Origin of the sequence: Caballeronia telluris, assembly GCF_001544495.1 — a bacterium.
Classification (GTDB): Bacteria; Pseudomonadota; Gammaproteobacteria; order Burkholderiales; family Burkholderiaceae; genus Caballeronia; species Caballeronia telluris.
Map to the genome: position 1 here is coordinate 218,993 of NZ_FCNZ02000003.1, position 20,083 is coordinate 239,075.

Sequence of the window (20,083 nt, forward strand, 5' to 3'; positions counted from 1 at the left end):
ATGGACGCCAACCCGTTTGCAAAGATGCAGCGACTAGGTCGCGCGCTGATGCTGCCGATTGCCGTGCTGCCCGTGGCCGGCCTTCTGCTGCGTCTCGGCCAGCCCGATGTTTTCAACATCAAGATGATCGCCGACGCCGGCGACGCCATCTTCACGAACCTGCCGCTCCTGTTCGCCATCGGCGTAGCGGTCGGTTTCGCGAAGGACAATAACGGCACGGCGGGTCTCGCGGGCGCGATCGGTTATCTGATCGAGATCGCGGTGATGAAGGACATCGATCCGAAGCTCAACATGGGCGTGCTCTCGGGGATCGTCGCGGGTTCGGTCGCGGGCTATCTCTACAACCGCTACAAGGACATCAAGCTGCCCGAGTACCTCGCGTTCTTCGGAGGGAAACGCTTCGTGCCGATTGTGACGGGCGTCGCGTGTCTGGTACTCGGCATCGTGTTCGGCTATATCTGGCAGCCGGTGCAGCATGCAATCGACGCCGCTGGCCTCTGGCTGACGACGGCGGGCGCGCTCGGCACCTTCGTGTTCGGCGTGCTGAACCGCATCCTGCTGGTGACGGGCCTGCATCACATCCTCAACTCGCTCGCGTGGTTCGTGTTCGGCACGTTCACGCCGGCTGGCGGCGCGCCGGTGACGGGCGACCTGCACCGCTTCTTCGCAGGCGACCCGACTGCGGGCGGCTTCATGACGGGCTTCTTCCCGGTGATGATGTTCGGCCTGCCGGCCGCGTGTCTCGCGATGTTCCACGAGGCGCCGAAGGATCGCCGCGCGATCGTCGGCGGCCTGCTGTTCTCGATGGCGCTCACCTCGTTCCTGACGGGCGTGACCGAGCCGATCGAATACACGTTCATGTTCCTCGCCCCGATCCTCTACGCGATCCACGCCGTGCTGACGGGCCTCGCGCTCGCGATCTGCTCGGCGCTCGGCATCCATCTGGGCTTCACGTTCTCGGCGGGCGCGATCGACTACGTGCTGAACTACGGTCTCTCGACGCGCGGTTGGATGGCGATTCCGATCGGCATCGTCTACGGTTTGCTGTACTACGGCCTGTTCCGTTTTTTCATCCGCAAGTTCAACATGGCGACGCCGGGCCGCGAACCCGCGACGACCGATGCCGAAACCGCGTCGACGGAAAGCGCGGGCGGCTACGTCTCGCCGACGTCGGCACCCGCAGCGGCTTCGACGCGTGCGGCCCGCTATATCGCGGCGCTCGGCGGCGCGTCGAACCTGACGCTGGTGGATGCGTGCACGACGCGTCTGCGTCTGTCGGTGGCGGATTCGGAAAAGGTGTCGGAAGCGCAGTTGAAGTCGATCGGCGCGCGCGGCGTGTTGAAGCGCGGCGCGACGAACGTGCAGGTGATCATCGGGCCGGAAGCGGACCTGATCGCCGATGAAATCCGCTCGGAACTGGAGCATTCGTCGACGCGCGGCGCGACGCCAGCTTCGTCGGCGCCCGCTGCCGTGGCTGCGGCTCCGGCGACGGCTGGCGCAAGCGAGCAAGGTCCGCTCGATCCGGACCCGGCGCGCTGGCTTGCCGTATTCGGCGGCGCGACCAACGTGTCTTCGCTCGACGCGATTGCGGCGACGCGTCTGCGCGTGGTCGTGCGCGATCCGTCGGCGGTGGATCGCCAGCGGCTCTCGGCGCTCGACGTCGCGTGGGTCTCGGCCGATACGTTCCACATCGTCGTCGGAACGGCCGCCGAGCGCTATGCGCGGCAACTGGCGACGCGTCTGCAAGGCAACGGCGGCGGCGCGGCGCCTTTGCCTGCCTGACGCCCGCACACGTCCACGCATGCGGAAACGGCGCCTTCGGGCGCCGTTTTTTCATCCGCGGCGCGCAACGTCGGGCACGCAAAAAAGCCCGCCGTCTTTCGACGGCGGGCTTTGCGGTACTTCGTCAGTCAGACGTCAAGCGTAGTCGTGCAGAGCCGCCTTCATCTTCTTCATCGCGCTCGCTTCGATCTGGCGAATCCGCTCCGCCGAGACGCCGAACTCGTCGGCCAGTTCATGCAGCGTCTTGCCGCCCGATCCGTCGTCCTGCACGTCGAGCCAGCGCGCCTTGATGATGCGGCGGCTGCGATCGTCGAGCGATTCGAGCGCGTCCGACAAACCGTCGCTTTGCAGCTTGTCGAACTGGCGCGCGGCGATCACGTTGGTCGGCTCGTTGTTCGAGTCGGCGAGATACGCGATCGGCGCAAAGGCTTCCTCGCCATCCTCGACCTGGCCTTCGAGCGCGATGTCGCCGCCCGACAGACGCGTTTCCATCTCCGCGACTTCCTCGCGCTTCACGTTCAGCTCTTTCGCGAGGCCTTCGATCTCGTCCGGCGTGAACGCGGCGAGACCGGTCTTGTGGCTGCGCAGATTGAAGAACAGCTTGCGTTGCGCCTTGGTCGTTGCGACCTTCACCGTGCGCCAGTTGCGCAGGATGTATTCATGGATCTCGGCCTTGATCCAGTGCATCGCATACGACACGAGGCGCACGTTCTGCGCGGGGTCGAAGCGCTTCACTGCCTTCATCAGGCCGATGTTGCCTTCCTGGATCAGGTCTGCGTGCGGCAGGCCGTAGCCCAGGTAATTGCGGGCGATCGACACGACGAGGCGCAGGTGCGACAGCACGAGCTGACGCGCCGCTTCGAGGTTGTCATTCTCGCGGAATTCGGTGGCGTACTGACGTTCCTCCGACGGCGACAGCATCGGAATCCGGTTCACAGCCGAAATATAGGCGTCGATATTGCCGATCTGGCCGGTCAGCATCGACGACTGTGCGTACGTCAGCGCGCCTGCCGATGCGGCCTTGGCAGGCGCCGAGTTCACGACATTCGGAAGGGTCATCGCATTGGTCACGCTCATAAGCTCCTTATCAACAAAAAACCCGTTGCGAAGATTCGCAGCGAGTCACCACGATATTAGCACTCCAGTCCAGTGAGTGCTAAGGGTTAGAGCGTCGACTTGTGTGGGAGTTCCCACAAAAGCTATCAAAAATCAAACTCTGATAGGGCACATATTACAGTAAATTAAACAGTCATTCTTACCGCTGTGCGCTTCAGGGATCTGACGTCATTCGCTCAAATTACCGTGTTTCGGCCGTACAACGAAACTTAATTCAACCTTTCGGTGAAACCAAACACCATTCAAGCACAATTCCGCGATCATCTCTAAAATACGCCGGTGGCCGTCCGAGCGGTCGGTGATCAAGTACCCGTGTCGGGGTGTTCATGCAAAAGAAAAAATGCGCGTGGCTGAATCGCTTCCTGCAATGCGCCGCGCTCGCGGCATCTGCGTGCGCGCCGGCGGGCGCCCACGCTGACCGGTTTGGTGTGCAGATTGCCGGCGGCTATTCCGACCGGCAGATCTGGAAAGCCGATCTGGGTGTCGTCTGGGATCCGGAGTGGCAGTGGTGGGAGATCGGCGGGTATCACTTCACCATGGTCGGCGAGGGGCATGTCTCGTACTGGCACCCGACCCTCGACCAGACGGTCAATCCGGCCATCTGGGAAGTGGGCATCACGCCCATGTTCCGGTTCATCAAGAGCTCGGGCAACTTCCGGCCTTTCATCGAAGCGGGCGTCGGCGTCCGGGTGCTGTCGCACACGCGCATCACGCCGTTTTTCGCGATGGGAACCGCGTTCGAATTCGCCGACGTGGTCGGCATCGGCGCGGTTTTCGGCTCCCGTCAGAACTACCAGGCGGGTTTCCGGTTCCAGCACGTGTCGAACGCCGGTATCAAAGAGCCGAATCCTGGTATAAATTTCAGCCAGCTCTATCTGCAGTACAACTTCTGACGGGGAACGCGTGCATCGGTTCCTTGCCGCAAGGGGAATCGACAGATGCCGGCAAAAACTATCGAGGCGATCCGCGGTCTCGAACGCGACCGCTTCCGGGCGATGGTCGAAGGCGACGGCGAGACGCTCGACGCGCTCCTCGCCGACAACGTCAGCTACGTGCACACGAACGGCAAGCGTGAAACGAAACGCCAGTTCATCGACGCGATCACCGCCGGCCGCCGTCGCTACCGGCAAATCGAGATCCAGTCGCAGGACGTGATGCCGGCCGGGCGCGACACATGTCTCGTGTCGGGGCGCGCGCTGATCGAGATGGAATCGAAGAACGGCGCGCTGCTGTTTCCGATCGCCTACACCGCGGTCCACATCCAGAACTCCGGGCATTGGCAACTGCTCGCGCTGCAGGCGACGCGCGTGGCGCTCGAATAGTCGCAGCGCCACCCAGCCGTCGCATTCCATCGCATTCCGCGTCGCATTCCTTCACATTCCGTTTCGTTAAGCCGCCACCGCTTCGCTCTGCGCTTCCTGCACGCTCGTCCAGCGCGCGCGATTCACCGCGCTCACGATCGCATCGACGACGGCCTGCGCCGCGTTCGCATTCACCGCGACGCCGAAGCGCATCGGCTCGTCGCCCACGCGGCATCCGACGAACACCGCCGTCTCGCCGCTCGCGGTACTGGCCGTCTCGAACGACGACACCTGCGCCGCGACGCCGAGCGCCTCTGCTACGTTTTCCGCATAAGACTCACCGGAAGCGGCGACGGAGGCCGGCGGGATTTTCACGTCGCGTTCGCGAACCCGCAGCGTCGCCGCGCCGACGCGTGAGACCGGGCCGGCCACGTCGAAATATTCGCGCCGGAACAGCGCGCAGACGGCTTCGCCGGACACTTCCTCGCCCGATGCATCGGCGACCGCCTGTACGGCGTGGCTGAACTCGATCTGCACGCGGCGCGGCGGCGTGAAGCCCAGGCCGCGTTCGAGCAGATACGTCGCACCGCCCTTGCCGGACTGGCTGTTCACGCGGATCACGGCGTCGTAGCTGCGGCCGAGATCGGCGGGATCGATCGGCAAATAGGGCACTTCCCACACCGTGCCGGGTTCGCGCTGCGCGAAGCCCTTTCGGATCGCGTCCTGATGCGATCCCGAAAACGCCGTGAACACGAGATCGCCCGCATACGGATGGCGCGGATGCACCGGAATCTGGTTGCAACGCTCGACGACGCGCCGCACGCCGTCGATGTCGGAAAAGTCGAGGCCCGGATCGATGCCTTGCGTGTAGAGATTCATCGCGAGCGTCACGAGATCGACGTTGCCGGTGCGCTCGCCGTTGCCGAAGAGGCACCCTTCGACGCGTTCCGCGCCCGCGAGCATCGCGAGTTCGGCGGCGGCGACGGCCGTGCCACGGTCGTTGTGCGGATGCACCGAGAGGACGATGCTGTCGCGATAGCCGAGGTTCTTGTCCATCCACTCGACCTGGTCCGCGAACACGTTGGGCATCGCGGCTTCGACGGTCGCGGGCAGGTTCACGATCATCTTGTGATCGGGCGTCGGGCACCACATTTGCGCGACGGCGTCGCAGACTTCGCGCGCGAACGAGAGCTCCGTGATGCTGAAGGTCTCCGGCGAATACTGATACGTCCAGTGCGTGCCGGGACGCGCGGCGGCGCATTCCTTGATGATGCGCGTGCCTTCGACGGCCAGCGCCTTCACTTCTTCCTTCGACTGGTTGAAGACGATGCGCCGGAACGACGGCGCAATCGCGTTGTACAAATGCACGATCACCTTCGACGCGCCTTCCACCGCCTCGAACGTGCGCTCGATCAGTTCACGGCGCGACTGCACGAGCACTTCGATGGTCACATCGTCGGGAATGCGCTTGTCGGCGATCAGCTTGCGCACGAAATCGAAATCCGTCTGCGATGCCGACGGAAAGCCCACTTCGATCTCCTTGAAACCCGTCGCCACCAGCATCTCGAAGAATTCGAGCTTTGCCGCGATGCTCATCGGTTCGATCAGCGCCTGGTTGCCGTCGCGCAGGTCGGTGCTCATCCAGACGGGCGCTTTTTCGATGGTGCGTGTCGGCCAGCGGCGGCCGTTCAAACGGACTGGCGGAAACGGACGGTATTTCTCGGAAGGGCTCTGCATCATGATCGTCGACCTCGTTGATCGCGGGTTGCGCAAGTTGCGTAGCGCCTGCGAGAGAGGCCCGTGCCGGCGGCTGGCCGGCCCTTGCCCGATGCACGCCGAGATGCTTTCCCGCGCGCGCGGTCACGTTGCGTCACGGCGACGGTGACGCCTGCGACCAACGTGAACGTGCGCGAAGCAGCGTGCATGTGACCCTCGCGTTTCCGTATCGCGGGATGCGCGAACGAAAAGCTGACGACTACAGGTGGTGAAAAGAAGGAACTACGAGAACTGCTGGGAGGACCGCGCGACAAACAGACAAACGCGCGGCGCTACGCCTGGCGACTTACGCTAGACGTAGCGATAGGGGCCGCGCTAGGCGGCCCGAAATAATTCGGAGGGAGGAGAATTGGGTGAAACGCATGCGGCTACTTTAGCCAGCGGCGGTTGATGTGTCAACCAATCGCGAACGCAACCCAATCGGACGATTCCGCTTCACCCCGGCCGGCGCACCACGTCGGAGATCAGTTCGACCTGCCGCGCGACCGTCGGCGGAATCGGCACTTCGCCGCGCAGCACGGTTTCGATCCAGCGCGCGGTGGTCGCCGCGTCGAGCGAATCGGGCAGCGCGGCGGCCGGCGCATCCGCCGACGAGCGTTCCGCCGACAGCAGCGTCTCCGAATGGCCGTCGTGGAACCAGTCGACCTGAACCTGGCGGCGCGTATCCGCGACCGCCTCGCCTTCGGTACCGCGCGCGAGCAGCGCACCGCCCACGGCGGCGTCGGGATGATCGACGAAGAGGCTCGTCAGGCTGTCGCGATACTCCGGATGCGTGTAGTTCACGAGCCGCAGGCCCGGTTGCGCAAACGGCTGGAGAATCTTCACGAGCGTGTGAGTCGAATTGCGCACGCCCATGATCCGCCGCAGCGCCAAGAGCCGCGCGAGCTTCGGCGCAAGCGAGGCGATCGGCGCGAACGCGAGCCGGCGCGACGCGAGGCTGTCCTCGATTTCATCGTGCGACGCCGCCTGCGCAATGCCCAGCTCCGCGAAGATTTCCGCGCTCGTCACGCGCCCCGGATCGTCGACGACGCCGTGCACCAGCACCGGCACCCCTTCGCGTGCGAGCAGCATCGCGAGCAGCGGGGTCAGGTTCGGCTGCTTGCGTGCGCCGTTGTAGCTTGGGATCGAGACCGGCCGTGCGTGCTCGCGTCCATGCTGGATGTGCAGTAGCTCGAAGGAGCGATGCGCGGCGGCGAGCATCGCGGCGAGTTCGGCGGCCGTTTCGCCCTTCACGCGGTACGCAAGCAGCACCGCGCCGAGTTCGAGTTCGGAGACGCGGTTATCGAGCATCGCTTCGTAGAGCGAGAAGGTGTCGTCGCGGGAGAGCGCGCGGGCGCCGTTCGGCCCGCGTCCGATTTCCTTGATGAAGCGCGCGCAGGGGAAAGGTGGTAGGGCAGGATCGGTCATCGTCGATTAGGGTGCGTGGGCGTCGTGCGTTTCGCTATGGCGGTGTCCACGTTCGGTCCAGGCAAATTTGGGATGCGGAAAGAGTATTGAGTACAGCATTTGTGCGGCGCGTGCAAGTCGCTCAAAAGCGGCGGCAGTCCGCGCGACGCGCCGTTTTCGCCCGCGAGGCCGGCGCGCAGGCGCGTCGCGCGCACGTTAAACTCTTTGTCTTGCCGGCTTCGGGTCGGGCGCCGATCGGGGCGGACCCGCCATGCGCTCCACACGATCGAGGCCGCGATCCAACCAGAACGAGGAGAGCGGGATGAGTTTCGTGTTCACTCCGGCGCCGGCGGTAGCCGTGCCCGTCGCAGGTTCCGACGATCAGTTTCCGGTGCGCCGCATTTATTGCGTCGGCCGCAATTATGAAGCGCACGCGCGCGAAATGGGTCACGACCCGGACCGCGAGCCGCCGTTCTTCTTCGCCAAGCCCGCCGACGCCGTGCTCTACGTCGCGCCGGGCACGACCGGCGAATTCCCGTATCCGTCGCAATCGAAGAACGTGCATTTCGAGATGGAACTGGTCGCGGCGATCGGCAAGCAAGGCCGCGACATTCCCGCCGATCAGGCGCTCGACTACGTGTACGGCTACGCGCTCGGCCTCGACATGACGCGCCGCGACCTGCAGGCCGAAGCGAAGAAGCTCGGCCGTCCGTGGGACACCGCGAAGGGTTTCGACCGCTCGGCGCCGCTTGGGCCGATTCATCCGGTGTCGAAGGTCGGGCATCTGGAAAAAAGCGCGATCTGGCTGTCGGTCAACGGCGAGGAAAAACAGCGCTCGGACATCTCGCAACTGATCTGGCCGGTCGGCGAGACGATTGCGTATCTGTCGACGCTCTTCGAACTCTTCCCCGGCGATCTCATTTTCACCGGCACGCCGGAAGGCGTCGGCGCGATCGTTACGGGCGACCTGATGAAGGGCGGCGTGGACGGCATCGGCGAATTCTCGGTGCGGGTCGTTTAAAGCGCGAAAAAGGGGAGACGACTTGAAGCTCTACAGCTATTTCCGCAGTTCGGCGGCTTACCGGGTGCGCATCGCGCTGAATCTCAAGGGGCTCGATTACGAGTACGCCCCGGTGCATCTGCTGCGTGACGGCGGGCAGCAATTGCAGCCCGACTATCGCGCGCTCAATCCGGACGGCATCGTGCCGACGCTCGTCGACGGCGACGACGTGCTTACGCAATCGCTCGCGATCATCGAATATCTAGAGGAAACGCATCCCGAGCCGGCGCTCCTGCCGCGCGCGCCCGCAGACCGCGCGTTCGTCCGGTCGATCGCGCTCGCGGTCGCGTGCGAAATCCATCCGCTCGACAATCTGCGCGTGCTCAAGTATCTGAAGCACCAGGTGAAGGCGCCCGACGAGGTCAAGGACGCGTGGTACGCGCACTGGGTGGAATCGGGGTTCGAGGCGCTGGAAAAGCGTCTGTCTGCCGACAAGCGCGTGGGCGCGTTCTGTTTCGGCGATACGCCGACCGTCGCCGATCTGTGTCTCGTGCCGCAAGTGTTCAACGCGCGGCGCTTCAAGATCGACCTCGGCCGTTTTCCGACGATCGAACGCATCGCCGATCACGCCGATACGCTCGATGCCTTCCAACGCGCCGCGCCCGCGCAACAACCCGACGCTGAATGACGTTTCCCTATCTATCGAGCTTTTTGTCGGGCGCCGGACTGGGCGCGAGTCTCATCATCGCGATCGGTGCGCAGAACGCCTATGTGTTGCGGCAGGGATTGAAGCGCAAGCACGTCGGGGTGGTCGTCTCGATCTGCGCGGCGATCGACGTGCTCTTGATCGCGCTCGGCATCGGCGGGATGGGCGCGCTGATCGCCCGCGCGCCGTTCCTGCTCGACGTGATCCGCTGGGCCGGCGCGATTTTCGTGTTCCTCTACGGCGCGCGCGCGTTTCTCGCGGCGTGGCGCGGTCCGGGCCATCTCGACGCCACGAACGGCGAAACGCAGACGGCGCTCGGCGCGGCATCGACGGTGCTCGCGCTGTCGCTGCTCAATCCGCACGTCTATCTCGATACCGTCGTGCTGCTCGGCGGCATCGGGGCGCGCTACGGCTGGCCGCGCAACGCGTGGTTCGCGGCGGGCGCGATGTGCGCGTCGATCGTCTGGTTCACGACGCTCGGCTACGGCGCGCGCCTGCTTCAGCCATGGTTCGAGAAGGACGTCGCGTGGCGCGTGCTGGATGTGATCGTCGGCTGCGTGATGTGGTGGATCGCGGCGGCCTTGCTGCTGTCGCACTGAGTTCGCGCTGCTTCATGGCGAAAAAAAGGCGTCCCGCGGGACGCCTTTTCTGCTTTGAATCGACAAAGATCAACCGAGCAACGCGTCGGCGAATTCCTCGGCGCTGAAAGGCTGCAAGTCCTCCACCTTCTCGCCGACGCCGATGAAATACACCGGAATCGGCCGCTGCCGCGCGATCGCAGCGAGGATGCCGCCCTTCGCCGTGCCGTCGAGCTTGGTGACGATCAGCCCGGTCAGGCCGAGCGCGTCGTCGAACGCCTTCACCTGCGCGAGCGCGTTCTGGCCGGTGTTTGCGTCGATCACGAGCAGCACTTCGTGCGGCGCGTCCGGCATCGCCTTCGCGATCACGCGACGCACCTTGCGCAACTCTTCCATCAGATGCAGTTGTGTCGGCAGACGTCCGGCGGTATCGGCCATCATCACGTCGATCTTGCGTGCGCGCGCGGCGCCGACCGCGTCGAAGATCACCGCGGCGGCGTCGCCGCTTTCCTGCGACATCACCGTGACGTTGTTGCGCTCGCCCCAGACGGTGAGCTGTTCGCGCGCGGCGGCGCGGAAGGTGTCGCCGGCGGCCAGCAGCACCGACTGGTCGAAGCGCTGCAAATGCTTCGCCAGCTTGCCGATGCTCGTGGTCTTGCCCGCGCCGTTCACGCCGGTAATCATCATGACGAGCGGCTGCGCGCGGCCGAGCATCAGCGACTTTTCGAGCGGCGCGAGCAGATCGACGAGCAGCGAGCGCAGCGCGTTCTTTACTTGCATCGCGTCGGTGAGACGCTCGGCGCGCACTTTTTCGCGCAGCGCTTCGAGCAGGAATTCGGTGGCGTCGACGCCCGCATCGGACACGAGCAGCGCGGTTTCCAGCTCCTCGTACAGATCCTCGTCGATTTTCGCGCCGACGAAAATGCCGGTCAGGCTCGAACTCGTCTTCGACAAACCGTGCTTCAGGCGCGAGATCCACGATTTCTTCGCGGCGGCGTCGGGCGAGGGCGCCGGGATGACTTCGTCGAGTTCTTCGGCGAGCGGCTCGCGCTGCCATTGCGACGGCGTGCGGCCCTGCCAGTACGGCTTCGGCTCCGCCGGTTGCGGCTCGGCGGGCTTCGGTGCGGCCTGAGGCGCCTCTTCGACGGGCTGCGCGGGCGTGACGGGCGTCGTAGCGTGCTTGAGCGGCGCGGGTTCGTTCACCGGCTCCGAAGCCGGCTCGACCGGCTGAGCCGGCGTGACAGGCGTGCTCGCGTGACGCAACGGCTCTTCGAACGCCTCGGGCGCTTCCTGCTCGCCGGCTTCGTCGGCGGCATTGTCGACGGGCGTTTCGCCCTCGGCCGGCTTCTTGAATCGTTTGAAAAAGCTGAACATGGTCTGCAAGGGTGGGAAGTGCGCACGTTTCTCGAATGACGCCGGGGTTCTCGACATCGAGCAAACCAGAAAGCGAGAAAGCGCGGAAGGCGCGTATTTTATCAGGCGACGCCCAGGGCGGTCGCTCGCCTTTGGTGGCGAGGCGCACGGCTGTGGTAACGTTGCCTTTCATCTTTTCGCATCGCGTTCGGTTTCGAAAGACGCCGCGCTGCCCGGCGCCCGCCTCTCCATTCACTTCACCACCATGTCCCGTTCGTCCATCAACCGATCGCCCGCCTCAGCCGCGCCGCGCCGCCCGCCCGCCAAACCGCGCGAGGCCGCGCCGTCGCGCGGCGGCAAACCGCATTCGATCCGCATCATCGGCGGCGACTGGAAGCGCACGCCGCTGCCCGTGCTCGATCTCGACGGCCTGCGTCCGACGCCGGATCGCGTGCGCGAGACGCTGTTCAACTGGCTCGGCCAGCAACTCGACGGCCAGCGCTGCCTCGATCTCTTCGCCGGCAGCGGCGCGCTCGGCTTCGAAGCGGCGTCGCGCGGCGCCGCGCGGGTGCTGATGGTCGAAAGGAGCGGACGCGCCGTCGCCCAGTTGAAGGCGAACCAGGCGCGGCTCGCGGCGACCAACATCGAGATCGCCGAAGCCGACGCGCTGCGGCTCGCCGCAAACCTGCCGCCGAATTCCTTCGACATCGTGTTCCTCGACCCGCCGTTCGGCGACCAGCCGATGCTCGATCGCGCGCTGGAACTCGCGGCGCCGCTCGTCGCGCCGGGCGGCGCGCTGTACGTCGAATCCGGCGAAGCGCTCGCGCTCTCGGCGACGCCCGCGCTCGGCGGCTGGGCGATCGTCCGCGAGGGCCGCGCAGGCGCGGTCCGCTATCATTTGCTGCGGCGCGAAAATGAGGAATAATGCGCGTTCCAAAAATAGCGCACCGGACGAAATGGCCGGGCGCCCTCCGGTTGCACTTGCCTGAGCGGCCGAGCGGCCCAATGTCTAGATAAGAGGAGAAGGCCCATGGTAGTCGCCGTGTACCCGGGAACGTTCGACCCGCTGACGCGCGGACACGAAGACCTCGTGAGGCGGGCGTCGAGCATATTCGATACGCTCGTCGTCGGCGTCGCCGACAGCCGGGCGAAGAAGCCGTTCTTCAACTTGCAGGAACGCCTCGACATCGCGCACGACGTGCTCGGGCATTATCCGAACGTGCAGGTGATGAGTTTTACCGGGCTGCTCAAGGATTTCGTGCGCAAGAACAATGCGCGCGTGATCGTGCGCGGCCTGCGCGCCGTCTCCGATTTCGAGTACGAGTTTCAGATGGCGGGCATGAACCGTTATCTGCTGCCGGACGTGGAGACGATGTTCATGACGCCGTCGGACCAGTATCAGTTCATCTCGGGCACGATCGTGCGCGAGATCGCGCAACTGGGCGGCGACGTCAGCAAATTCGTGTTTCCATCCGTCGAGAAGCGCCTGATCGACAAGGTCGGTCTGCTGCCGGCGAACGGCGCGGCGCCCTGAGCTTCGACGGGCATCGCGAACCCGGCGGCCCGTTGCAGTTCAAGCCGCCGCGCGGGTGAGTGCCGGGTCAGACCGGCGAGAGAGAGTAGAGCATGTCCCTGATCATTACCGACGAGTGCATCAACTGCGACGTTTGCGAGCCCGAGTGCCCGAACGACGCCATTTCGATGGGCGCGGAAATCTACGTCATCGACCCGAAGAAATGCACCGAATGCGTCGGCCATTTCGACGAGCCGCAATGTCAGCAGGTGTGTCCCGTCGAATGCATTCCGCGCGATCCGGCGCACGTCGAAACGCCCGACCAGTTGATGGCGAAGTATCACGCGCTGATGGCCACCAAGGGCCAGTAAGCGCGTTTCAGGCGATCAGCGGCTTCAGCGCGCCGAGGAGCGCGTCGCATTCGGCATCGGTGCCGATGGAAATGCGCAAGTGCTGGTCGATGCGCGGCAGCCTGAAATGCCGCACGAAGATCTCCTTCTCCCTGAGCGACGCCGCGAGCGTCGCTGCATCGTGCGCGGGATGGCGCGCGAAAACGAAATTCGCCGCCGACGGCACGATGTCGAAGCCAAGCGCCTTCAGTTCGCCCGTCAGTCGCTCGCGGCTCGCGATCACCTTCGCGCAGCTTGCGCGGAAATACGCGTCGTCTTCGTAAGCGGCGATCGCCGCGGCAAGCGCCAGGCGGTCGAGCGGGTACGAGTTGAAGCTGTCCTTCACGCGCATCAGCGCTTCGATCAGCGCGGCGTCGCCGAACGCGAAACCCACGCGCATGCCCGCCAGAGCACGCGACTTCGACACCGTCTGCACGACGAGCAAGTTCGGATGACGGTCGATCAGCTTCACCGCCGATTTCGCGCCGAAATCGACATACGCCTCGTCGATCACGACGGGCGCATCCGGATTCGCCTTCAGCAAGGCCTCGATTTCCGCGAGCGTGAGCGCGCGGCCGGTCGGCGCGTTCGGGTTCGGCAGCAGCACGGGGCCGCCCGGCGCGCGGTAATCGTCGATGTCGATGGCGAATTCGTCGCCGAGGGCAATCGCATCGAAATCGACGCCGTAAAGCTGCGCGTAGACCGGATAAAAGCTGTACGTGATGTCGGGGAAGCGGATTGGCTTGTCGTGCTTCAGGAGCGCCTGGAACACGTGAGCGAGCACTTCATCCGAACCGTTGCCCGCGAACACCTGATCGATGCGCAAGCCGTGGTGCGCCGCCACGGTCGCGCGTAACGCATGCGCGGTCGGATCGGGATATTTGCGCAGCGCATCGCCGGTATCGCCCAGTTCGCGCCGGATCGCCTCGACGACGCGCGGCGACGGCGGATACGGATTTTCGTTCGTGTTCAGTTTGACGGGATGCGCGAGCGCGGGCTGCTCGCCCGGGACATACGGCGTCAGTCGATGAACGATGTCGCTCCAGAAACGGCTCACGTGCGGCTCCAATGACGATCAGGGATTGCGATGCAGGTTCATCACCGCGCGCTCGGTTTCGCCGACGACGACGAACGGCATCACGGCGAGCGCGCGCTCGATCGACTGGTCGATCGGCTCCTGCTCTTCGCGGCGCGGCGGCTTGAGCACGAAATTGGCGACGTCGGGCTTCGCGCCGGCACGCGCGCCTTCAGGGATCAGGTCGCGCGGATGCCCGATACCGATCCGCAGCCGCCAGTATTGCTGCGACGACAGGTGCGCGGTGATGTCCTTCAGGCCGTTGTGGCCGCCGCTGCCGCCGCCGAGCTTCATCTTCACCGTGCCGGGCGGCAGGTCGAGTTCGTCGTGCGCGACGAGAATCTCGTCCGGGAGAACCTTGAAGAACTGCGCGACCGCAACCACCGATTGCCCTGACCGGTTCATGAACGTCTGCGGCTCGAGCAGGTGCACTTCGTGGCCGTTCAGACGGCCTTTGCCATAGTGGCCGTGGAAGCGGCGTTCGTCGCGCAGGCTCGCGCCGGCATCGCGTGCGAACTGGTCGACGAACCAGAAACCTGCGTTATGTCGGGTCGCGGTGTACTCGGCGCCCGGATTGCCGAGGCCGACGATCAGCTTGATCATGTCGAGTCGTGACGGGCGAGGGCGCCCGCGTGAATGGAGCGAAAAAAAACCCGCCGGAGCGCGAGCATCGGCGGGTCACGTCGACCGTTCTACGAACGGTTCGAGAGGATAGACAGCTTCTTGGCGAAAACTTACGCTGCCGGCGTTGCGCCTTCAGTGCCTTCAGCGGCCGTGCCCGACACCACTGCGGCCGGAACCGTCGCCGAAGCGATGACCGGGTTTTCTGCAATGACGTGCGCGACGAGGGTCACGCCCTTCGGCAGCGCGATGTCCTTGGCGTGCATCGAGTGGCCTGCTTCGATCGTCGCCAGATCGATCTCGATGAATTCCGGCAGGTCGCCCGGCAGGCATTCCACTTCGAGTTCGTTGATCACGTGGGTGATCACGGCGCCGGCCAGCTTGACGGCCGGATTCGTTTCCTGATTCATGAAGTGCAGCGGCACCTTGGTGTGCAGCTTCTTCTTCGAATCGACGCGCTGGAAGTCCACGTGCAGAACCATCTGCTTGAACGGGTGGTATTGCACGTCGCGCAGGAGAACCTGTTGCGACTTGCCAGCCACTTCAATGTCGAGAATCGACGAATGGAACACTTCTTTCTTCAGCGCGTGCCAAAGGGCGTTGTGGTCGAGTTCGACCAGTTGCACATCCTTGTCGGCGCCATACACGATGCCCGGGGTCTTGCCCGAGTTACGCAGGCGGCGGCTCGCACCCGTACCTTGCAGACTACGCTCGAAAGCGACTACTTTCATGATTCGACTCCATTTTCTGCCCGCGACCAGGCAGTGAGAACAGGGCTCTTTAGTCGAGCCCCAAAACAACGGCACGGACCTTCGTTCGTTCGTGCCGATTACGCAAAAACGCGAAGCTCGAGCTTCGCGTTTTGCCAATTCTTTTAACTTTCAGCGAACAGCGACATCACCGAGTCGCCGCGCCGGATTCGCGAGAACGTCTCCGCGAGGAGGCCCGAACTCGACAGCAGGCGAATCTTCTTGCATGCGAGCGATTCGGCGGAGAGGGGAATCGTGTCGGTGACGACGAGTTCGTCGAGTTCCGATGCCGCGATTCGCTCGCCCGCGCCACCCGAAAGAACCGGGTGCGTGGCGTACGCAAACACTTGCTTCGCGCCGCGTTGCTTCAAAACCTGCGCTGCCTTGCAGAGCGTGCCGGCGGTGTCGACCATGTCGTCCATGATCACGCACGTGCGGCCTTCCACTTCACCGATGATGTTCATCACTTCAGCGACATTCGCCTTCGGACGGCGCTTGTCGATGATCGCGAGGTCCGTGTTCAGTTGCTTCGCCAGCGCGCGGGCGCGAATCACGCCGCCTACATCTGGCGACACCACCAGCAGGTTCTCGTGATTCTGCTTGCGCAGATCGCCGAGCAGCACGGGCGTTGCATAGATGTTGTCGACGGGGATGTCGAAGAAACCTTGAATCTGGTCGGCGTGGAGATCCATCGTGATGACGCGATCGACGCCGGCGATTTCCAGCATGTTCGCCACGACCTTCGCCGAAATGGCGACCCGCGCCGAACGCGGACGGCGATCCTGACGCGCATAACCGAAATAGGGGATGGCTGCGGTGATCCGGCCAGCGGATGCGCGCTTGAGCGCATCGACCATGATCATGAGTTCCATCAGGTTATCGTTCGTCGGAGCGCAGGTGGACTGCAGGACGAATACGTCCTTGCCACGAACGTTTTCCTGAATCTCGACCATGATTTCGCCGTCGGAGAAACGGCTGACCATCGCTTTGCCGAGGGGAATACCAAGGATCTTGACGACTTCCTGTGCAAGCGCGGGATTCGCGTTGCCAGTAAAAACCATCAGGCCGTCACTGCTCATCGTGCACCTGTTTCGGGCTGGGGGCGAGAGGAAAAGCGCGAGAAATTATGGCAGGGGAGGAAGGACTCGAACCCTCGCATGCCGGAATCAAAATCCGGTGCCTTGACCAACTTGGCGACTCCCCTACACTAACTTTGAGTCTTGCCGGAAGTGTAGGACATACCCGACAAAACAAAACCTTATGACGCGAAGGCGAAGAGAGGATGAGAATCCAGGCTGCCTGTCACGACGCTCTTCCAGCTTGCCGGGAGCTTGGCTTGCGCCAGTTCCGCTTCGGCTTTGCTACGAAAAGCAGCGAACACGCTTGCTCCAGATCCGGTCATTCGCGCCGGCGCTGAATCGGAAAACCACTCGAGCACCTTTGCAACTTCCGCGTACTTTTCTGCGACAACTGCCTGCATGTCATTTCGGCCGAAACTGTCTGGCCAATCTGCGTCAGAACTATGTTGTGCAAGAAAGTCCGTCATTGTGAGGACTTTTGAGTCCCTTGTCAACGCTTTCTCCGAAAATATCTCGGCGGTTGGCACATGGACCGCAGGAGTCACCACCAGGAACCAGCGCTTCGGCAGATCGACCGCTCGCAACGCTTCTCCGACTCCTTCTGCAAATGCATTCTGCCCAAAAACAAAGAACGGCACGTCAGCGCCCAATTGCAGGGCGAGATTTTGCAGTGTCGCGCGCGGAAGGTCAACGCCCCAAAGACGATTCAACGCTAAAAGTGTCGTCGCGGCATCAGAACTGCCTCCGCCGAGACCCGCGCCCATCGGAAGTCGTTTGTCGATTTCGATTTCGACACCGTATTTGCTTCCCGTGTAATCGCGTAACAGCCGCGCCGCGCGCACGACGAGGTCGTCCGATTCCGGGACGCCCGGAACGTCGGTCCGGCGCGTGATCGCGCCATCGTCGCGACGGGTGAAATGCAGCGCGTCGCCCCAGTCGAGCAGCTGGAAAACCGTCTGGAGCGCGTGATAGCCGTCCGGACGACGGCCGGTGATATGCAGGAAGAGGTTGAGCTTCGCGGGCGCGAGGCAGTCGCGCAGCGACTCGTTCGATTGGGACATGCTTGAGCGGAAAAGGCTTACTGGTCGATCACGAGCTTGATGTCGAGCGGCGGATCTTCGCGCGTCAGGTCCACGCGCTTGACGCCTGTCGCGGGCGCGTCGGCGTAGGCCAGATAGTCGATCGTCCAGCCGTCCTGCTTGATTTCCTTCAGCCGGCCGTTGCCGGACGATGCATCCATCGTCGTCTTGGCGCGCGAAGTCGGCGCCGCCGATGGCTGCAGCCAGTAGCGCAATCCTTCGACCGGCAGTGCGAATCCGAGCGTGCTCTGCATCAGTTGCGAAACGTTGTCGGCGTTCACCGGCTGCTTGTTCGGCAGTTCGAGCGTTGCCGAAGCCGGCGACGACGTCACCACTGCCAGCGTCTGCCCGAGCGGATTACGCAGTTGCAACGTGACGGTGTCGCCGGTTTCCTGCCAGTCGAAATTGCCGTAGGCGTTGCGCTGATGACCGTACTCGTCGTTGTACTGAACGGCGAAGCGGCCGTGATACGCGCGGCTCGTCTGCGCCGTGATCGAGGTCGCCGCGTTCGACGTGTTCGGCACGTTTGGCTTGGTCGCGCACCCGGAAAGGACGACGGCCGCCGCAGCCGCGAGCGCGAGCGCGCCGCGTCTGAGCGGCGCGCGGGCGTGGGTGTGGATTGACATCAAAGATCGTTCACCTGGAGTCGTTTGAGCGTTTTGACGAGCGTATCGTTGTCCGGTTCAAGCTTTTGAGCCTGCCGCCACGTCGCGCGCGCCTGGTCCTGCTGGCCCGACTTCCACTGCACCTCGCCGAGATGCGCGCCGATTTCGGCGTTCGGCTGCAGGTCGTACGCTTGTTTGAGGATCTTCGCGGCTTCCGCGGAGTTGCCCTGGCGGAATTTGGCCCAGCCGAGGCTGTCCATGATGAACGCGTCGTTCGGCGCGAGCGAGACGGCCTTTTCGATCAGCTTCACGGCTTCGTCGATGCGCTGGTTGCGATCGACGAGCGAGTAGCCGAGCGCGTTGTACGCCTGCGGATTGTCCGGCTGCGTGCGCATCAGCTTGCGCAGTTGCGCTTCCATCACGTCGTAATGGCCGTTCTTTTCGGCGGCCATCGCGTAGTCGTAAGTGAGATCGGGGTCGTCGGGGAACGCGGCCACGGCCTTCGCCAGATTCGCCTCCGCCTCCGGATAGCGCTTCGCTTCGAACAGCAGCGCGGAATCCGTGCGTGCGAGGAGCGCGATGTCGTGCGGGTCCGAACTCTGCAGATTCGCGAGCAACTGGCGCGCTTCGTCGAGCTTGCCCTGCTTCGCCATCAACTGCGCGCGCGTGATCTGCGCGGGAAGATACTGCTGGCTCGTGCGCGGAATCTTGTCGAGCCACTGGCTCGCGGCGGCATCGTTCTTCTGTTCCAGCGACAACTGCGCGAGATAGATATACGCCTGACCCGGATCGGCGCCGGGCGTGCTTTCGGCGGTCTTCGCGTACTGGTTCAGGTAGTCCTGCGCCTTGTCGAACTGCTTTTTCTGGATGTTGATGAGCGCGAGCGCCATCAGCGGCGTCAGGTCCTTCGGATCGTTCTTGCGCATGATTTCGAACTGCTTCTGCGCGTCGTCCAGTCGATCCGACGACAAATACAACTGCGCGAGCGCAAGCCGCGCATCGTGCGACTTCGGATTTTTCTCGACGTATTTCTCGAACGAAGCGATGCCTTCCTTGCGCTCCTCCGGCCCCATGCGGGCGAGCGTGAGCGCCGCCGGCAGATAGTCGGGCTTCAACTGGAGCGCCTTTTCGAGCGATGCGCGCGCGCCGGGCGCGTCGTCGGCGATCAGTTGCTGGCGGGCGAGCGCCAGTTGCGTTTCCGGGCGTTGCAGGTCGTTCGCCGTCAGATCCTTGAGCACATTCAGCCCGCCGATCCGATTCGGCCCGCGCGACAGCAGCGATTGCAGCGACAGGATCGCATCGCCGCGCTGCGATTCCGGGACTTTCGCCAGTTCGCGCTGAAGCGTGGGCTTGGCGTCGTCGGGCTTGCCGGCGACGATCAACAGCGACGCGCTCAATTGCGCCGCGCGATCCGAATTCGGCGCGAACTGCTGCCACAACTGGACGGCGGTCAGCGCGTCGTTGGGACTCTGCGCCGCGATGGCGATTTCCGTCGCGCGCTGAGCGAAACGCGGATCGTGCGTGTCGCGAGCGAGCGCGAGATACGTCTGATACGCCGGCGCCGGCTGATTGCGCTGCAACGCGACTTCCGCCGCCAGGACCTGGAACACGATCTGGCTCGACAACGCGACGGGCGGCAAATCCTGCGATTCCTTGGCCGTCGGCGGCGCGGTCAGCATGTCGGCGGCGCTGACGGGCTGGTCGTCGGACGACGGAGCGGCGCTCCGATCCGACGGCTGACCTTGCTTTTGCGCCTGAGTCTGCGACGGGTTCTGCGCGCAGGCGGGCATGAATGCGAACACGGCCATCGCCAGAGCCACCGCGCCCGCGACGCGCGAAACCGACGACCCGCTTTCCTCAGCAAGCGCGCCCGTTCGCTTCGGAAACTGCTTATTGACGAACAAGTTCATGGAAATCCGATGGATGTTTCGGTCGATTGTAACGCGCTCGCTACAATACGGGCACAAAGCGGGAC

Annotated in this window: 20 protein-coding genes and 1 tRNA gene; 9 read left to right on the forward strand and 12 right to left on the reverse strand. The window is 64.0% G+C overall.

Going from position 1 to position 20,083, the window contains the following annotated elements:
* A complete protein-coding gene (gene nagE / locus AWB66_RS05695) occupies nucleotides 1-1,782 on the forward strand; it encodes an N-acetylglucosamine-specific PTS transporter subunit IIBC (RefSeq protein WP_087629291.1) in 1,782 nt (593 codons plus the stop codon).
* Nucleotides 1,783-1,917: 135 nt separating this feature from the next.
* Here nagE and rpoH read toward each other — a convergent pair whose 3' ends face one another.
* Nucleotides 1,918-2,853 carry an RNA polymerase sigma factor RpoH gene (rpoH, locus tag AWB66_RS05700; RefSeq protein ID WP_087629421.1) on the reverse strand — a complete coding sequence of 312 codons (936 nt, stop codon included), beginning with the start codon at nucleotides 2,851-2,853 and terminating at the stop codon, nucleotides 1,918-1,920.
* A 371-nt stretch (nucleotides 2,854-3,224) separates the two neighbouring features.
* On the opposite strand from rpoH, the gene AWB66_RS05705 reads away from it, so the two are divergent.
* Together AWB66_RS05705 and AWB66_RS05710 are read left to right on the forward strand one after the other, a co-directional pair.
* Nucleotides 3,225-3,791: an acyloxyacyl hydrolase gene (locus AWB66_RS05705; protein ID WP_087629422.1), complete on the forward strand. Its 567-nt coding sequence runs from the start codon at nucleotides 3,225-3,227 to the stop codon at nucleotides 3,789-3,791.
* Nucleotides 3,792-3,836: 45 nt separating this feature from the next.
* Nucleotides 3,837-4,220, forward strand: coding sequence for a nuclear transport factor 2 family protein (locus AWB66_RS05710; RefSeq protein ID WP_087629292.1), 384 nt, complete (start codon nucleotides 3,837-3,839; stop codon nucleotides 4,218-4,220).
* 66 nt (nucleotides 4,221-4,286) lie between these two features.
* Here AWB66_RS05710 and leuA read toward each other — a convergent pair whose 3' ends face one another.
* Together leuA and ybiB are read right to left on the reverse strand one after the other, a co-directional pair.
* The gene (leuA, locus tag AWB66_RS05715) at nucleotides 4,287-5,939 is read right to left on the reverse strand and encodes a 2-isopropylmalate synthase (RefSeq protein WP_087629293.1); all 1,653 of its coding nucleotides are present in this window, start codon (nucleotides 5,937-5,939) and stop codon (nucleotides 4,287-4,289) included.
* 471 nt (nucleotides 5,940-6,410) lie between these two features.
* Nucleotides 6,411-7,382 carry a DNA-binding protein YbiB gene (ybiB, locus tag AWB66_RS05720; protein ID WP_087629294.1) on the reverse strand — a complete coding sequence of 324 codons (972 nt, stop codon included), beginning with the start codon at nucleotides 7,380-7,382 and terminating at the stop codon, nucleotides 6,411-6,413.
* Between the two features lie 301 nt (nucleotides 7,383-7,683).
* On the opposite strand from ybiB, the gene AWB66_RS05725 reads away from it, so the two are divergent.
* Genes AWB66_RS05725 through AWB66_RS05735 form a run of 3 tightly spaced genes read left to right on the forward strand, consistent with a single transcriptional unit; the run spans nucleotide 7,684 to nucleotide 9,666 of the window.
* The gene (locus AWB66_RS05725; RefSeq protein WP_087629295.1) at nucleotides 7,684-8,382 is read left to right on the forward strand and encodes a fumarylacetoacetate hydrolase family protein; all 699 of its coding nucleotides are present in this window, start codon (nucleotides 7,684-7,686) and stop codon (nucleotides 8,380-8,382) included.
* Nucleotides 8,383-8,404: 22 nt separating this feature from the next.
* A complete protein-coding gene (gene maiA / locus AWB66_RS05730) occupies nucleotides 8,405-9,049 on the forward strand; it encodes a maleylacetoacetate isomerase (RefSeq protein WP_087629296.1) in 645 nt (214 codons plus the stop codon).
* The gene (locus AWB66_RS05735) at nucleotides 9,046-9,666 is read left to right on the forward strand and encodes a LysE/ArgO family amino acid transporter (RefSeq protein ID WP_087629297.1); all 621 of its coding nucleotides are present in this window, start codon (nucleotides 9,046-9,048) and stop codon (nucleotides 9,664-9,666) included. The genes maiA and AWB66_RS05735 overlap by 4 nt, the downstream gene beginning before the upstream one ends.
* A 69-nt stretch (nucleotides 9,667-9,735) precedes the next feature.
* Here the strand turns inward: AWB66_RS05735 and ftsY are convergent, their stop codons facing one another.
* A complete protein-coding gene (gene ftsY / locus AWB66_RS05740) occupies nucleotides 9,736-11,019 on the reverse strand; it encodes a signal recognition particle-docking protein FtsY (RefSeq protein ID WP_087629298.1) in 1,284 nt (427 codons plus the stop codon).
* 244 nt (nucleotides 11,020-11,263) lie between these two features.
* Between ftsY and rsmD the strand changes: the two genes are divergently transcribed.
* The 3 genes from rsmD (at nucleotide 11,264) to AWB66_RS05755 (ending at nucleotide 12,882) form a co-directional block, all read left to right on the forward strand.
* Nucleotides 11,264-11,923: a 16S rRNA (guanine(966)-N(2))-methyltransferase RsmD gene (rsmD, locus tag AWB66_RS05745; RefSeq protein WP_087629299.1), complete on the forward strand. Its 660-nt coding sequence runs from the start codon at nucleotides 11,264-11,266 to the stop codon at nucleotides 11,921-11,923.
* A 105-nt stretch (nucleotides 11,924-12,028) separates the two neighbouring features.
* On the forward strand, nucleotides 12,029-12,532 hold the full coding sequence (coaD, locus tag AWB66_RS05750) for a pantetheine-phosphate adenylyltransferase (protein WP_087629300.1): 504 nt from the start codon (nucleotides 12,029-12,031) through the stop codon (nucleotides 12,530-12,532).
* A 92-nt stretch (nucleotides 12,533-12,624) separates the two neighbouring features.
* On the forward strand, nucleotides 12,625-12,882 hold the full coding sequence (locus AWB66_RS05755) for a YfhL family 4Fe-4S dicluster ferredoxin (RefSeq protein WP_087629301.1): 258 nt from the start codon (nucleotides 12,625-12,627) through the stop codon (nucleotides 12,880-12,882).
* Between the two features lie 7 nt (nucleotides 12,883-12,889).
* Here AWB66_RS05755 and hisC read toward each other — a convergent pair whose 3' ends face one another.
* The 8 genes from hisC to AWB66_RS05795 form a co-directional block, all read right to left on the reverse strand.
* The gene (hisC, locus tag AWB66_RS05760; RefSeq protein ID WP_087629423.1) at nucleotides 12,890-13,957 is read right to left on the reverse strand and encodes a histidinol-phosphate transaminase; all 1,068 of its coding nucleotides are present in this window, start codon (nucleotides 13,955-13,957) and stop codon (nucleotides 12,890-12,892) included.
* An 18-nt stretch (nucleotides 13,958-13,975) separates the two neighbouring features.
* Nucleotides 13,976-14,578, reverse strand: coding sequence for an aminoacyl-tRNA hydrolase (pth, locus tag AWB66_RS05765; RefSeq protein ID WP_087629302.1), 603 nt, complete (start codon nucleotides 14,576-14,578; stop codon nucleotides 13,976-13,978).
* 131 nt (nucleotides 14,579-14,709) lie between these two features.
* A complete protein-coding gene (locus AWB66_RS05770) occupies nucleotides 14,710-15,327 on the reverse strand; it encodes a 50S ribosomal protein L25/general stress protein Ctc (protein ID WP_087629303.1) in 618 nt (205 codons plus the stop codon).
* A 143-nt stretch (nucleotides 15,328-15,470) separates the two neighbouring features.
* Nucleotides 15,471-16,424 (reverse strand): ribose-phosphate pyrophosphokinase, encoded by a 954-nt coding sequence (locus AWB66_RS05775; protein WP_062639206.1) that lies wholly within the window; start codon nucleotides 16,422-16,424, stop codon nucleotides 15,471-15,473.
* A 48-nt stretch (nucleotides 16,425-16,472) separates the two neighbouring features.
* Nucleotides 16,473-16,549 (reverse strand) — tRNA-Gln (locus AWB66_RS05780).
* Between the two features lie 54 nt (nucleotides 16,550-16,603).
* Nucleotides 16,604-17,485, reverse strand: coding sequence for a 4-(cytidine 5'-diphospho)-2-C-methyl-D-erythritol kinase (gene ispE / locus AWB66_RS05785; RefSeq protein ID WP_087629304.1), 882 nt, complete (start codon nucleotides 17,483-17,485; stop codon nucleotides 16,604-16,606).
* Between the two features lie 17 nt (nucleotides 17,486-17,502).
* Nucleotides 17,503-18,129 carry a lipoprotein insertase outer membrane protein LolB gene (gene lolB, locus AWB66_RS05790; protein ID WP_087629305.1) on the reverse strand — a complete coding sequence of 209 codons (627 nt, stop codon included), beginning with the start codon at nucleotides 18,127-18,129 and terminating at the stop codon, nucleotides 17,503-17,505.
* Nucleotides 18,129-20,018: a tetratricopeptide repeat protein gene (locus AWB66_RS05795; protein ID WP_087629306.1), complete on the reverse strand. Its 1,890-nt coding sequence runs from the start codon at nucleotides 20,016-20,018 to the stop codon at nucleotides 18,129-18,131. Before AWB66_RS05795 ends, lolB begins: the two co-directional genes overlap by 1 nt.
* Between the last annotated feature and the right edge of the window lie 65 nt (nucleotides 20,019-20,083).

Bases quoted from the DNA above. Each gene is read 5' to 3' on its own strand.
- AWB66_RS05775 (WP_062639206.1), bottom strand. From the start codon at position 16,424: ATGAGCAGTGACGGCCTGATGGTTTTTACTGGCAACGCGAATCCCGCG.
- lolB (WP_087629305.1), bottom strand. From the start codon at position 18,129: ATGTCAATCCACACCCACGCCCGCGCGCCGCTCAGACGCGGCGCGCTC.
- coaD (WP_087629300.1), top strand. From the start codon at position 12,029: ATGGTAGTCGCCGTGTACCCGGGAACGTTCGACCCGCTGACGCGCGGA.
- pth (WP_087629302.1), bottom strand. From the start codon at position 14,578: ATGATCAAGCTGATCGTCGGCCTCGGCAATCCGGGCGCCGAGTACACC.
- AWB66_RS05705 (WP_087629422.1), top strand. From the start codon at position 3,225: ATGCAAAAGAAAAAATGCGCGTGGCTGAATCGCTTCCTGCAATGCGCC.
- ftsY (WP_087629298.1), bottom strand. From the start codon at position 11,019: ATGTTCAGCTTTTTCAAACGATTCAAGAAGCCGGCCGAGGGCGAAACG.
- AWB66_RS05795 (WP_087629306.1), bottom strand. From the start codon at position 20,018: ATGAACTTGTTCGTCAATAAGCAGTTTCCGAAGCGAACGGGCGCGCTT.
- ispE (WP_087629304.1), bottom strand. From the start codon at position 17,485: ATGTCCCAATCGAACGAGTCGCTGCGCGACTGCCTCGCGCCCGCGAAG.
- nagE (WP_087629291.1), top strand. From the start codon at position 1: ATGGACGCCAACCCGTTTGCAAAGATGCAGCGACTAGGTCGCGCGCTG.
- ybiB (WP_087629294.1), bottom strand. From the start codon at position 7,382: ATGACCGATCCTGCCCTACCACCTTTCCCCTGCGCGCGCTTCATCAAG.
- AWB66_RS05770 (WP_087629303.1), bottom strand. From the start codon at position 15,327: ATGAAAGTAGTCGCTTTCGAGCGTAGTCTGCAAGGTACGGGTGCGAGC.
- AWB66_RS05710 (WP_087629292.1), top strand. From the start codon at position 3,837: ATGCCGGCAAAAACTATCGAGGCGATCCGCGGTCTCGAACGCGACCGC.
- AWB66_RS05755 (WP_087629301.1), top strand. From the start codon at position 12,625: ATGTCCCTGATCATTACCGACGAGTGCATCAACTGCGACGTTTGCGAG.
- AWB66_RS05725 (WP_087629295.1), top strand. From the start codon at position 7,684: ATGAGTTTCGTGTTCACTCCGGCGCCGGCGGTAGCCGTGCCCGTCGCA.
- rsmD (WP_087629299.1), top strand. From the start codon at position 11,264: ATGTCCCGTTCGTCCATCAACCGATCGCCCGCCTCAGCCGCGCCGCGC.
- AWB66_RS05735 (WP_087629297.1), top strand. From the start codon at position 9,046: ATGACGTTTCCCTATCTATCGAGCTTTTTGTCGGGCGCCGGACTGGGC.
- leuA (WP_087629293.1), bottom strand. From the start codon at position 5,939: ATGATGCAGAGCCCTTCCGAGAAATACCGTCCGTTTCCGCCAGTCCGT.